Consider the following 13,021-nt stretch of genomic DNA (forward strand, 5'->3'; position numbering starts at 1 on the left):
TGTCGGGGAACCAAGACCGCAAGGTTACTGGATCAAACAGGATTGGCAAGCCGGAATGAGGCTTGTGGCGAGTCAGCGTGTAAAATAGTGAGCACGCAGTCCTTCGCATCGCCCACCAGAACCAGGGATGGGCGAAGGGGGTTGCGGAGCGGGTGAGCCAATCAGGCGTTTACCGCGCGGGGCGGGTAGTCACCGTGATTGGAATCGCCAGAATCCGCCTTCTGCTCCGATGCAGCGCCATGATGCGATTGGGGCTGCTCGTCAGGAATAATGTTGACCGCATGAATGCCTTTTTCGCTGGGCTTTTTGTCAAACGTGACAGCCTGCCCGGCCTTGAGGGTCTTGTAGCCATCCATTTGCACCGAAGAAAAGTGAGCAAACAGGTCGTCACTGCAGCCATCTTCGATGATGAATCCGTACCCTTTGGCATTATTGAACCACTTTACTTTGCCTCTTGGCATGATGAACTCCCCTGTTCCTTTCCTGTCACATCTTATTGTTGGTGTTCTGTGTTTCGGAACCGGTGCAACCGGTCCGTTATGGTTACAAAAGCATTGGCTCTATTTACATTATTTTACATTGCACATTAACTTTCGACCAATCATGGCGTCGAGTCAATAGTTTCTATGGCCGGAATGTGTGGTTGAACGCAGTCTGGAAGCGGTATCATGCACGTAGTGTTAAATTTCTCGCACCCGACGCTCGAGTTAGCTTGAAAACGGGGGAGCGGACATCCACATTTAGGAAAGAGTACCGATCAACCGGTTAAGAATGATGCGAACTATCGAAAATTCTCTACTAGTATTTAATCAGGGGGAAGACGATCAGCCGGAGCGGCATGACGATCTCAGCGTCGCCCCGGAAAAGCCTGCTCTGAAGCGCCCGGCGCGTTATCGGGTGGTGCTGTTGAACGACGACTACACGCCCATGGACTTTGTGGTAGACGTATTGATGAAGTTCTTCGGAATGAACGAAGAGAAGGCGACGCAGGTGATGCTGCTCGTCCATACGCAGGGAAAAGCCGTATGCGGGGTGTATACCCGGGACATCGCCGAAACAAAGGCAGCACAGGTGAACCAGTATTCCTCGGAATGCGAACATCCGCTCCTTTGCGAGATTGAACGTGCGGACTGACAGACGTTGGGGTGGCCCATGCTGAGCAAAGATCTAGAAATTACACTGAATACGGCTTTCAAAAATGCCCGTGACAAGCGTCATGAGTTCATGACCGTCGAGCATTTGTTGTTGGCCCTCCTGGACAACGAATCGGCAGTGGGGGTGCTCAAGGCCTGTGGGGCAGACCTGACCAGGCTTCAGGAAGAGTTGGTCGAATTTGTTGATTCAACCACGCCACTCATTCCGAACAATGACAGTGAACGCGAGACACAGCCGACGCTGGGGTTCCAGCGGGTGCTGCAAAGGGCGGTGTTCCACGTCCAGTCCTCTGGCAAGAAGGAAGTGACCGGGGCCAATGTGCTGGTCGCTATCTTCAGTGAGCAGGAAAGCCAGGCGGTCTATGTATTGAAGAAGCAGAACATTGCGCGGATTGATGTTGTGAACTTTGTTTCCCATGGAATCTCCAGGGTTCAGGGTGCAGAGGATCAGGAAGGTCATGACCAGTCAGCTGCGGATGAAGTCGGTGAGGAAGGCGGACAGGCCAAGCCACTGGAAAGTTATGCGACAAACCTGAACGAACAGGCCCGGCAGGGTCGTATTGACCCGTTGATTGGTCGTGAGCATGAGGTTGAGCGGGTCGTACAGATTCTGGTGCGCAGGCGTAAGAATAATCCGCTTCTGGTCGGCGAGGCCGGTGTCGGCAAGACCGCTATTGCGGAAGGGTTGGCCAAGCGCATTGTTGACGGCCAGGTTCCGGAGATCATATCCGACGCGGTGGTTTATTCCCTGGACCTCGGCGCATTGCTGGCAGGAACCAAGTATCGCGGTGATTTTGAAAAGCGGCTGAAAGGCCTGCTGGCGGAACTGAAGAAAGAAAATCACGCCATCCTGTTTATCGATGAGATTCATACCATCATTGGTGCGGGTTCAGCGTCCGGCGGCGTGATGGATGCCTCGAACCTGCTCAAGCCCATGCTCAGTTCCGGCGAGCTGCGCTGCATCGGTTCCACAACCTTCCAGGAATTTCGTGGCATCTTCGAGAAGGACAGTGCCCTTGCGCGGCGCTTCCAGAAAATTGATGTGAATGAGCCGAGTGTCGAGGATACCTATCTGATTCTCAAGGGTCTGAAACCGAGCTTTGAGAAGCATCATGATCTCGAGTACACGGACAAGGCGCTGAGGGTTGCTGCGGAGCTGGCGGACCGGTACATCACCGATCGTCATTTGCCGGACAAGGCGATTGATGTCATCGATGAAGCCGGTGCCCGGCAGCGGTTGCAGGCAGAAGACAAGCGCAAGAAGACAATTGATGTCGGCGATATCGAGGATGTCGTCGCGCGTATCGCCCGCATTCCACCCAAAAATGTATCCACGAGCGACAAGGACCTGCTCCGCAACCTGGAGCGGAATCTCAAGATGGTGGTGTTTGGGCAGGATCCGGCGATCGAATCACTATCGACGGCCATCAAGCTGGCTCGCGCCGGCCTGAAGGCGCCCGAGAAGCCGGAAGGTGCCTTCCTGTTTGCCGGTCCAACCGGTGTCGGTAAGACAGAAGTGACCAAGCAGCTTGCCAAGGTACTCGGTATCGATCTGGTTCGCTTCGATATGTCGGAATACATGGAGCGTCATACGGTATCCCGTCTGATTGGCGCACCTCCCGGTTATGTAGGATACGATCAGGGGGGCTTGCTGACCGAGGCAGTAAACAAACAACCGCATTGCGTGTTGTTGCTGGATGAGATCGAAAAGGCGCACCCGGAAGTGTTCAACCTGCTGCTGCAGGTCATGGACCACGGTACGTTGACGGATAACAATGGTCGTAAAGCCGATTTCCGTCATGTGATTCTGGTGATGACCACGAACGCGGGGGCAGAAAGCATGGCCCGCCGTTCCATCGGCTTCAGCGAGCAGGATCACAGCACCGATGGTATGGAGGTGATTACCAAGACCTTCACGCCCGAGTTCCGGAACCGTCTCGATGGCATCATCCAGTTCGGCGATCTGCAAAAGGATACAATCACTCATGTGGTGGACAAGTTCCTGACCGAATTGCAGGCGCAGCTGGATGAGAAGCATGTCGTTCTGCACGTAGACGAGGACGCCAAGGTCTGGCTGGCGGAAAAGGGTTACGATGTCACCATGGGCGCACGTCCGATGTCCCGGCTGATCCAGGACAAGATCAAGCGCCCGTTGGCAGAGCAGATCCTGTTTGGCCGCTTGTCCGAGAAGGGGGGGGACGTCTTCATCCATCTCAAAGGCGACGAACTGGAGTTCGAGTACGAGGACGAACCGGCCGAAGCTGTCTAACAGACAACGTTGTACCTTACCTGAAAACCGCTGCATGACGCAGCGGTTTTTTTATGCGTGCCGGTCGTGTTTTGAGAAGGCAAGTGTCAGGTTGACCCCAGGGCAGGGGGCAGCGCGCTGTTGTCGTCAATTCATTCCATAACAGACTCTGTAATTCTATTGTCTGACAGCCCCTGTCTTTCGAGAAGGTGAGCTGCATGGTCACAATAATCACAATAGGGAGCAGACGAATGAAAGGCTTATGGTCTGTACTGCTGGTTTGCCTGGTGCTAACGAGTATTGATGCGCATGCCAGCGAAGGTGGCGACAAAAAGACGTTTTGTGTATTTGATGTGGCGGGCGCCGGAGGCTTTGTTTACCGAACCCTGCAGGATTACCACCGCAAGGCTCTGATGGCTGGCGTTGCGATGACGATGAAACCCTATACCGATGAGGATAGGGCCGTGGCTGATTTTCGCCAGGGTCTCTGTGATCTGGTCGCCGTGACCGACATGGGGGTTCGACGTTTCAACAGTTTCAGTGGATCGATCAGTGCTATCGGTGCTGTTCCTTACTACGAGGACCTGAGGGTCCTTCTTCACATACTGTCGAGCCCGCGGGTAGCGGATCATCTGGAAGAGGATGGGTACCAGGTGCTCGGCGTTGCGCCCATGGGAGCAGCGTACCTGTTCGTCAATGACCGCAGTATCGATCACGTAGACGCGCTCAAAGACAAGCGTATTACGGTGTTTGAAGGGCATTATGATGCCCGTCACATGGTCGAGTATGTGGGGGCGGTGCCTGTTGATGCCAGAATCTCCAATTTCGCCCGGCTTTTCAATACCGGCGAGGCCGATATCAGTTACGCGCCCGCGGCTGCTTACGAAGTCCTGGAGATGTTTCGGGGGATGGGTGAGTCGGGCGGTATTGTCCGTTACCCGGTTGGGCAGGTTACCGTTCAGCTCGTGGCAAGGTCCGGCACGTTCTCCGAAGCTTTTGTTCGAAAGTCCCGGAAGATTATGTCGCGACTCTACCCGGAAGCTATGCGTATCGTGAGACAGTACGAAAATGCCATCCCCGCTGAGCGCTGGATTGAAATTTCACCCAAGGCCATGCGCGGGTATCAGGAAATGCTGCGCGAGGTGCGTATTGATATGCAGGCGTCGCCCGAGAGCTCTGGCATGCTGGCGGCCGGAGTGTACGACGATGATATGATGACAATTCTCCGGAAGGTGCGGTGTTACACCAATCCCGGAGCGGTCGAATGTTCCGCGGATAACCGGGAGTAGAGCGGCCAGGGTTAACAACGAAAAAAGCCCCGGGGACGGGGCTTTTTCAGATGTCTGCAGGCTTAGCGGGCCCGGTAGACGATGCGCCCTTTGCTCAGGTCATAAGGCGTCAGTTCGACCTTGACCTTGTCGCCGGTGAGGATACGGATGTAGTTCTTGCGCATCTTGCCTGAAATATGAGCCGTGACCACGTGCCCGTTGCTCAGTTCAACACGGAACATGGTATTTGGAAGCGTATCGATGATAACCCCTTCCATTTCAATGACATCTGACTTCGCCATTCAGTAGAAACCTCGTTTGGAATATGCTTCTCGTGATTTTAAATTGCGCAATTCTGCCTGAATTCACGGCATTTGGCAAAATTCAGTCGGGATCAAGCTCTCGCCAATGACCATCCCGCAGTGCCTCAATGGGTCTGAAGCGGGTTTTGTAGTTCATTTTCCGGCACTCACGAATCCAGTAGCCCAGGTACAGGTGCGGTAAATCCCGACGCTGGGTCTCCTGTACCTGCCACAGTACGGCGAACGTACCCAGGCTACGGTCTTCAAGGTCCGGATCGAAAACGGTATAGATCGCGGAGAGGCCGTCATCAAGCAGGTCGACCGCTGCCAGCCCCACCAGTTCGCCTTTTAGGCGTATTTCCAGGAACCACGAATCGGTTGCCCCTTCGACCAGAAAGGAGATGAACTGCTCTCGGGAGGGCGGGTACATGTCTCCGTCTTTGTGGCGCTCTTCGATGTAGCGTTCATAGAGGCGATAATAGGTTTCGGAAAATGATGCAGGTGCAAACGTACAGTCCAGGTCCTGATTTTTTTTGACGATTCTGCGCTGGTTGCGGTCGGGCTTGAATTCACGGACATTGAGGCGAACCGGCACGCAGGCATTGCATTGCTCGCAATGGGGGCGGTAGTAATGTGATCCGCTCCGGCGGAAACCCAGGGCAGTCAGCTGGCTGTACAGCTTTTTGTCGATGTTGGCCCGGGGATCCACGAACATGGTGGTAGCCTCGCGGTCGGGAAGGTAGCTGCAGTCATGAGGGGGTGTCGCAAAAAACACCAGTGTCCTGAGATTGCTCATTCACACCTCCGGCTTCTGCCAGTGCCAGTGAATTTCCCAGTCATGTTGATCCGGTCGTTGATCGACATTTGCCTTGAGTATAGATAAAAACTCGCCCCTGGGAATACTTCGGGCTCCCATGGTTAGCAGATGAGGGCTTTCCACCTGGCAGTCGATGATTCGGTAACCCCAATGCTGTAGCTGATTGGCAAGATGCACCATCAGGACTTTTGAGGCGTTGGTTTCCAGCGAGAACATCGATTCGCCGAAAAAGCAGCGGCCAATGGCCAATCCATACATTCCGCCTGCCAGTTCGCCCTGCTGGTTCCATACTTCGATGGAATGGGCAACGCCCTGGCGATACAGCTCTGAATAGCTTGTGATCATGTCCTTGGTGATCCATGTGCCTTCGGCCCGGGTATTCGCACAGAGGCGAATGATACGCCCAAAGTTGCGGTCGGCCGTGACGGTGAATCGCTGCTGGTTCAGGGTTCTGCGCAGGCTGCGGGATATGTGAACTTCCTCCGGGAACAGGACGCAGCGAGGGTCAGGTGACCACCAGAGTATGGGCTGGTCGTCGCTGAACCATGGGAAGATGCCGTTGCGGTAGGCCAGGAGAAGCCTTTCCGTGGATAGGTCGCCTCCGAGGGCCAGCAGGCCGTCAGGGTCTTCCAGGGCTTCTTTGGCGGGGGGAAACCAGAGTTGGTCCGGGTCAAGCCAGGGTAGTGAGGTCATCCTGCTCGCTTTCAGAGGTTAGTCTGAGAACACGCTATGTATACCGGCCCTCGGGCCACTTCTTTCAGAAACACGCTGTAAATACCTCCAGGTACGCTTGGCTGCGCCATCCCTGGCTTTGCACAGTTTCCGAAAGAAGCGGCCCAAGGGCCTCCGGCTGTTCTCTCAGCTTAGTTCAGTCCTGCTGATCCAGGAACTTTTCTGCGTCCAGTGCCGCCATGCAGCCGAAGCCGGCAGAGGTTACCGCCTGGCGATAGACATGGTCTGCCACGTCACCGGCTGCAAATACGCCGGGGACGCTGGTCTGGGTCGCCATGCCTTCCAGGCCGGACCGGATCTTGAGGTAACCATTGTTCATATCCAACTGACCCTCAAACAGCGTGGTGTTCGGCTTGTGGCCAATCGCAATGAATACGCCTGCCAAGTCGATGTCCTGGGTTGCGTCGTTTTCGGTGCTTTTGATGCGCATGCCGGTCACGCCGGTGCCGTCGCCAAGGACTTCATCCAGGGTGTGGTTCCAGACGATGTTGACGTTTCCGTTTTCCGCTTTGTCAAACAGCTTGTCCTGCAGAATCTTTTCAGCCCTGAGGCTGTCTCTGCGGTGCACCAGGGTGACTTCATCGGCTATGTTGGAAAGGTACAGAGCTTCTTCAACGGCGGTGTTACCGCCGCCGATCACGGCAACTTTCTGCTTGCGGTAGAAAAAGCCATCGCAGGTTGCGCATGCAGAGACGCCCTGGCCTTTGAACTTTTCCTCAGATTCGAGGCCCAGGTACATTGCAGAGGCGCCGGTGGCGATGATCAGGGCATCACAGGTGTACTCGCCACTGTCGCCCTTCAGGCGGAACGGGCGATTCTGGAGATCGACTTCATTGATGGTGTCGTAGACGATGCTGGTTTCAAAGCGCTCAGCGTGTTTCTGCATGCGCTGCATCAGTTCCGGGCCCTGGACGCCATCGTTGTCGCCCGGCCAGTTGTCGACGTCGGTGGTGGTGGTGAGCTGACCACCTACTTCAATTCCGGTGATCAGAGTGGGGTTCAGGTTGGCTCGGGCTGCGTAAACGGCAGCGGTGTAGCCGGCAGGGCCGGAGCCAAGAATGATCAGTCGGGAGTGTTTGGATTCGCTCATTTGTGTGTCTCTCACTTCGAATTCGATGCAATGCTGACGTCTTTTGAGCGCCAGTTTGGCGAGGAAAGGGCCAAAGGCTACCACGAATACAGCGGGCTGCCATTTATTTTGCCCAATCTGGCTTATAAAAGTTTGCTATTTAGTCAAGGACGGATACGGCAGCCAGCAGCTGACGCACGCGTTCGGTGCTCTTGCCGGAATCGCCCTGTTCCAGGCGATGTTCCGCAATGGCGGGGAACACGGTCTGGATGTCATCAGGCAAGACATGATGGCGGCCCTCCATGAGCGCCCAGGCCTTGGCGGCACGAAGAAGTCCCAGGCCGGCACGTGGAGACAGCCCATAGAGCAGTCCCGGCATACGCCGGCTCTGTTCGAGCAGCCTTTGTACGTAATCAAGAAGGGCAGGGCTTGCGGTTACCCGTTCTACGGCTGCCTGCAAGGTACGGAGCTCCTCATGCGGTAGCAGAGCCTTGAGTCGGGCGGTCATGGCCCGTCGATCTTCACCTTCCAGCAACTCTCTTTCGGCGCGCGGGTCAGGGTAGCCAAGGCGCAGGCGCATCAGAAACCGGTCGAGCTGCGACTCTGGCAGAGGAAAGGTGCCGCCCTGTTCGATCGGATTCTGGGTGGCGATGACAAAAAAGGGTTCCGGCAGCGGCCTGGTTTCCCCCTCGATGGAAACCTGTCGCTCTTCCATCGCCTCGAGCAAGGCGCTCTGGGTACGCGGAGATGCCCGGTTAATCTCATCGGCAAGCACGACCTGGGCGAAAATCGGTCCGGGGTGAAAGACGAGGCTGCCGGCCTCCTTGTCGTACATGGAGTAACCGAGCACATCGGCAGGCAGCAGGTCGTTGGTAAACTGAATGCGCTGGTAGCTCAGTCCCATCACCTTGGCCAGGGCGTGTGAAAGTGTGGTCTTACCCATGCCCGGTATGTCTTCCACTAGTAGGTGACCTTTCGCCAGAAGGCCGCAAAGGGCAAGGCGGATTTGTGGCTCTTTGCCGAGCAATATCTGGTTCAGTTCCGCGACCACGGAATCAATCAATTTTTTCATTATCCGGTCAGTCTCTTACCCTTTTCAGAATGTCGCCGTACGCATCAATACGACGGTCTCTCAGGTACGGCCAGATGCGTCGGACGGATTCGGTGCGGGTGCGGTCCAGGGTGACAGACAACACGGATTCGTCATTTTCGTTGGCTCTCGCCAGCACTTCTCCCTGGGGACCACAGATAAAACTGTTGCCCCAGAATCGTATACCATCAGAGTGGCCGGAGGGGTCTGGCTCTGTCCCAACCCGGTTCGGAGCGATAACCGGCAAATTATTAGCGACGGCGTGGCCGCGCTGTACGGTGACCCAGGCTTCCAGCTGGCGGGCCTGTTCCTCGGGCTCATCGGTAATGTCCCATCCAATGGCTGTCGGGTAAATCAGGATTTCTGCGCCTGCCAGTGCCATCAGTCGTGCCGCTTCCGGGTACCATTGATCCCAGCATACCAGTACACCGAGTTTGCCGACGGATGTCTGGATCGGTGTGAAGCCGCTAGACCCGTCGTTGAAGTTGGCGTCTCCCGGGGTGAAATAGAATTTCTCATAAAAACCGGGATCATCAGGGATATGCATCTTGCGGTACAACCCGGCGAGACTGCCGTCTTTCTCAAACACGACGGCCGTATTGTGATACACCCCGTTCATCCGGCGTTCAAAGATCGACCCGACGAGAACAATGCCCAGTTCCCGAGCCAGGTTGGCGAGTCGCTCACTGGTGGGGCCGGGGATGGGTTCGGCAAGGTCGAAAATGCCGGTGTCTTCCGTCTGGCAGAAGTAAAGGGTTGAGTGCAGTTCCTGCAAAACAACCAAATCGGCACCATCTCCGACCGCCTTGCGAACCAGTCGTTCGGTGATATCCAGACTGGTGGCTTTGTCGGCGGAGCAGGCCTGCTGGATGGCGGCTACGTTCAGACCGGAGGCGCTCATGGATTCACCACGCCGGCTGGGATCTGCATGGTCACGCAATGGAGGCTCCCGTGCTGGTAGATGAGTGGGCGGCAGTTGATCGGGATAATTTCCCGTTCGGGAAAAATCCCCTGGAGTATCGTCACCGCCTGGCCATCCTGGGCAACGCCATATACGGGCAAAAGGACCGCCTCATTGATGATCAGGAAATTGGCATAGGTTGCAGGAAGGCGCTCGCCGTCTTCATCGTAAACAGGGTCGGGCCAAGGTAGGGCTGTCAGCCGGTAGGGTCGGCCATCTGGCTGACGAAATTCTCTCAGTTCCTCTTCCATCGCTGCCAGCGCGCTGTAGTGTTCATCGGCAACCTCGGGGCAGGCGACGTAGCAGATATGATCCGGGGCACAGAAGCGGGCGAGTGTGTCGATATGACTGTCCGTGTCGTCGCCGGCAAGGTAGCCGTGGTTGAGCCAGAGTAGTCGGCTTGCGCCGAGGGTCTCCGCCAGCAGTTGCTCAATATCTGTTCGGTCCATTGAAGGGTTGCGGCTGGGCGTCATGAGGCATTCGCTGGTCGTCAGAATGGAGCCCTGACCGTCGGATTCGATGGAGCCGCCTTCCAGTACGAAATCCACGGTCCGGATTGGCGAATCACCGAACGCGCCCGCGTTTGCCAGGTGACTGTTCAGTGCGTTGTCTTTCTCCCATGGGAATTTTCCGCCCCAGGCATTGAAGCGAAAGTCCAGAACGACGGCTTTGCCATCTTCCTCAATGGTGATCGGCCCGTGATCCCGGGCCCAAGTGTCATTGGCCGGCGCTGGCACGGTTATGACCTTGCCCGGTAACCCGTGTTTAGCGGCATAGGCCTTCAGATCCCGATCCAGTTCCTGAAGTCTGGCTACGTGTTCGCAACTGATCAGCAGGTTCTGGTAGCGAAGGACAGATTTAGCGATCTCTAAAAAAACCGGTTCAACGTCTTTCAGGGAATTGGCCCAATCCGTGCCGGGGTGGGGCCAGGTAAGCATTACGGCGCTTTGTGGAGCCCACTCGGCGGGCAGCACGCGTCTGGATGTCACGTTTGAATCACCTTGGGTATCTGGGAATCAGTTTTTCCGTTTTACAACGGTATGCAGGACTGTGTCATTTTCGAAATAGACAATAAAGTCCGGGTAGTGCCACTGAGTGATGGCGGGCTCCCCGACTGGCCCGTCGATGCCCGCGGGGGCACCCCACGAGGCACGTACAGCGCTCTTGCTCAGGCCGGTCCGGGGGATTTTCACCGCACTGCGATCAGCCTGCTTCCCGACCGGAACGGCAATTTCCTCAGCGTTCACGCTGGCCACCGGAGCTGCGAACAGGGTGGTGGCGACCGTCAGGGCGCAGAAAAGAGTTTTGGTCTGGTTCATCCGTAGTCTCCATTGATACTTCGGGCCATCCCGGGCGTGCCGGGATGGATATGGATAAAACGTAATATCCGAAAAAGACTGGTAAAAGTCACTTCTTTTTCGGAGTCTATCCTTTTTGTCGCTGGCGAATTTGCCAACGCATCACATGTCGAGCGATTTGCTGGCGATCACCGTCATGGATCTGTTCGTATTCGGTGTGGACTGTGACACCGCCGTGTTCGGCGGGCGTCACGTCGATGACCCGCGCCACTGCCTGGGGTTGAAAAAGCTCCGGTGGCAGGGTCAGGCGAACCGCCAGTCGATCTCCGGATACCCAGTCGCTGGTGTGGCTATGGAAAGCCAGCCCGCCCTCACTCAGCGTCACATCCTGCCAGTCAGCCTGTTGCAACGGATTTTGCTCAAAGGCCATAATGCGCGCGAGCGTATCCAGCTTGCTGTTCAGGGACTTGATGAGGCTGGTCAGAAGCCGGTCGCGTTCAGCGAGGCTGGCCAGCTGAGATTTCACGTCCTGATCCAGTCGCCGGAACTCGGCCTTCAGGCTCGAAAGGTGGTCGTCTTCAAAGGCCGTCTCCCCGGTGTGCGCTGAGGCAGCAGGCAGCCGCCGGATCTCCAGGCCGATGTGGTCATCGATGCGAAAGAAATCCCGGCGCTCCGATGTGTTTCCTGCCGGGGTTGGTTGGTTGTCAGACGGCATCCTGGCTCCGCAGATCAGAATTTTTATTGGTAAATAACAGTTTAGCAGTTTCCTGCCGCGCTGAAAGCGCGCGGGGAATACCCGAATCATCAGACCCCAAGGTAGCGGCAGGCTTACTCAATGTTCAAACCCTTATCGCTTTATATAGGTTTGCGGTACACCGCGGCCAAGCGTCGCAATCACTTTATTTCATTCATATCACTCACATCCATGATTGGCCTCATGCTCGGAGTTGCGGTGCTGATTATTGTGCTCTCGGTGATGAATGGGTTTGATCGCGAACTCAAGCAGCGAATTCTCGGCATGGTGCCCCATGCCATTATCGAGGGTGTCGGGCCTTTGCCGGACTGGCAGGAGGTTGACCGTCGTGTTGAAGAGCACCCTCGGATTCTGGCTGCAGCACCTTTCATCCAGGGGCAGGGGATGGTCACCGGCGGTGGCAATGTACGGGGTGTGATGCTCAATGGCGTGCTGCCAGAGCAGGAAAAGACCGTTTCCATCATCGAAAACCACATGGTTGAGGGAAGTATCGACGACCTGGTGTCCGGAGAGTTCGGCATCATTGTCGGTAAGCTTATGGCTGCCAGCCTGCGGCTGGAGATTGGTGACCGGGTGACGGTCGTCCTGCCCGAAGCATCGGTGACACCGGCTGGCGTGCTGCCCCGGCTCAAGCGTTTTACCGTCAAGGGCATTTTCAGCGTTGGTGCCGAATTGGATGGTAACTACACCCTGATTCACATGGAAGACGCCGCGAAACTGATGCGGACCGGCGGCAAGGCGCAGGGCGTCCGGCTGCTGGTCGATGATCTGTTTGCGGCACCCAAAGTGGCTGAGGAGGCTGCCCGGTTGCTTGATGGCCGCTACTATATCTCGGATTGGACCCGCACCCATGGCAACCTTTTCCAGGCCATTCGCATGGAGAAGACCATGATTGGCCTGCTGCTGATGTTTATTGTTGCGGTGGCGGCCTTCAACATTGTCTCGACGCTTGTGATGGTGGTGACTGACAAGACCGCTGACATCGCCATCCTGCGCACGATGGGCGCCACGCCCGGCCGGATTATGCGGATCTTTATTGTCCAGGGCGCGGTTATTGGCATTTTCGGAACGCTAGTAGGAACAACGCTCGGCGTTGTCGGCGCGTTGAATATCAGTGCGTTCATTTCATGGCTGGAAGGTGTGCTTGGCCACCAGTTCCTGAATGCAAACGTCTATTTCATCAGCTATCTGCCTTCCCAGTTGCAGTGGGTGGATGTGTTTATCATCAGCGGCGCGGGCCTGGCGATGAGCCTGCTGGCGACCATTTATCCTGCCTGGAGAGCCTCCAGAGTAGATCCGGCGGAGGCACTTAGATATGAGTAAGGTTA

At 56.1% G+C, this 13,021-nt stretch carries 14 protein-coding genes; 4 read left to right on the forward strand and 10 right to left on the reverse strand.

What is annotated here, in order from left to right; all coding sequences use genetic code 11:
* Window positions 1-161: 161 nt before the first annotated feature.
* Complete coding sequence (locus D777_RS18110; protein WP_036128594.1) at window positions 162-461, reverse strand: cold shock domain-containing protein; 300 nt, start codon at window positions 459-461, stop codon at window positions 162-164.
* Window positions 462-774: 313 nt separating this feature from the next.
* Between D777_RS18110 and clpS the strand changes: the two genes are divergently transcribed.
* The 3 genes from clpS (at window position 775) to D777_RS02980 (ending at window position 4,691) form a co-directional block, all read left to right on the forward strand.
* Window positions 775-1,134 (forward strand): ATP-dependent Clp protease adapter ClpS, encoded by a 360-nt coding sequence (gene clpS / locus D777_RS02970; protein WP_036129565.1) that lies wholly within the window; start codon window positions 775-777, stop codon window positions 1,132-1,134.
* Window positions 1,135-1,152: 18 nt separating this feature from the next.
* Entirely contained in the window at window positions 1,153-3,423 is a 2,271-nt protein-coding gene (gene clpA, locus D777_RS02975; protein WP_036128595.1) for an ATP-dependent Clp protease ATP-binding subunit ClpA, read from the forward strand.
* A gap of 230 nt (window positions 3,424-3,653) precedes the next feature.
* Window positions 3,654-4,691 (forward strand): putative solute-binding protein, encoded by a 1,038-nt coding sequence (locus D777_RS02980; RefSeq protein ID WP_036128597.1) that lies wholly within the window; start codon window positions 3,654-3,656, stop codon window positions 4,689-4,691.
* A gap of 62 nt (window positions 4,692-4,753) precedes the next feature.
* Here the strand turns inward: D777_RS02980 and infA are convergent, their stop codons facing one another.
* The 9 genes from infA to D777_RS03025 form a co-directional block, all read right to left on the reverse strand.
* Window positions 4,754-4,972 (reverse strand): translation initiation factor IF-1, encoded by a 219-nt coding sequence (gene infA, locus D777_RS02985; RefSeq protein ID WP_014421226.1) that lies wholly within the window; start codon window positions 4,970-4,972, stop codon window positions 4,754-4,756.
* An 82-nt stretch (window positions 4,973-5,054) separates the two neighbouring features.
* Window positions 5,055-5,768 (reverse strand): arginyltransferase, encoded by a 714-nt coding sequence (locus D777_RS02990; protein ID WP_036128599.1) that lies wholly within the window; start codon window positions 5,766-5,768, stop codon window positions 5,055-5,057.
* On the reverse strand, window positions 5,769-6,482 hold the full coding sequence (aat, locus tag D777_RS02995) for a leucyl/phenylalanyl-tRNA--protein transferase (RefSeq protein ID WP_036128602.1): 714 nt from the start codon (window positions 6,480-6,482) through the stop codon (window positions 5,769-5,771).
* Between the two features lie 175 nt (window positions 6,483-6,657).
* Window positions 6,658-7,611, reverse strand: a complete 954-nt coding sequence (trxB, locus tag D777_RS03000; RefSeq protein WP_036128604.1) for a thioredoxin-disulfide reductase — start codon at window positions 7,609-7,611, stop codon at window positions 6,658-6,660.
* 139 nt (window positions 7,612-7,750) lie between these two features.
* On the reverse strand, window positions 7,751-8,662 hold the full coding sequence (locus D777_RS03005; RefSeq protein WP_036128606.1) for an AAA family ATPase: 912 nt from the start codon (window positions 8,660-8,662) through the stop codon (window positions 7,751-7,753).
* Between the two features lie 7 nt (window positions 8,663-8,669).
* Window positions 8,670-9,581, reverse strand: a complete 912-nt coding sequence (locus D777_RS03010; RefSeq protein WP_036128608.1) for a carbon-nitrogen hydrolase — start codon at window positions 9,579-9,581, stop codon at window positions 8,670-8,672.
* Window positions 9,578-10,630 carry an agmatine deiminase family protein gene (locus D777_RS03015; protein WP_081849452.1) on the reverse strand — a complete coding sequence of 351 codons (1,053 nt, stop codon included), beginning with the start codon at window positions 10,628-10,630 and terminating at the stop codon, window positions 9,578-9,580. Before D777_RS03015 ends, D777_RS03010 begins: the two co-directional genes overlap by 4 nt.
* Before the next feature lie 27 nt (window positions 10,631-10,657).
* The gene (locus D777_RS03020) at window positions 10,658-10,960 is read right to left on the reverse strand and encodes a hypothetical protein (RefSeq protein WP_036128612.1); all 303 of its coding nucleotides are present in this window, start codon (window positions 10,958-10,960) and stop codon (window positions 10,658-10,660) included.
* Between the two features lie 106 nt (window positions 10,961-11,066).
* The gene (locus D777_RS03025) at window positions 11,067-11,654 is read right to left on the reverse strand and encodes a PilZ domain-containing protein (protein ID WP_036128613.1); all 588 of its coding nucleotides are present in this window, start codon (window positions 11,652-11,654) and stop codon (window positions 11,067-11,069) included.
* A gap of 120 nt (window positions 11,655-11,774) precedes the next feature.
* On the opposite strand from D777_RS03025, the gene D777_RS03030 reads away from it, so the two are divergent.
* Window positions 11,775-13,016, forward strand: a complete 1,242-nt coding sequence (locus D777_RS03030) for a lipoprotein-releasing ABC transporter permease subunit (protein ID WP_036128615.1) — start codon at window positions 11,775-11,777, stop codon at window positions 13,014-13,016.
* The last annotated feature ends 5 nt before the right edge of the window (window positions 13,017-13,021 follow it).

This window comes from Marinobacter nitratireducens, assembly GCF_000708045.1.
In the GTDB taxonomy this organism is placed as follows: Bacteria; Pseudomonadota; Gammaproteobacteria; order Pseudomonadales; family Oleiphilaceae; genus Marinobacter; species Marinobacter nitratireducens.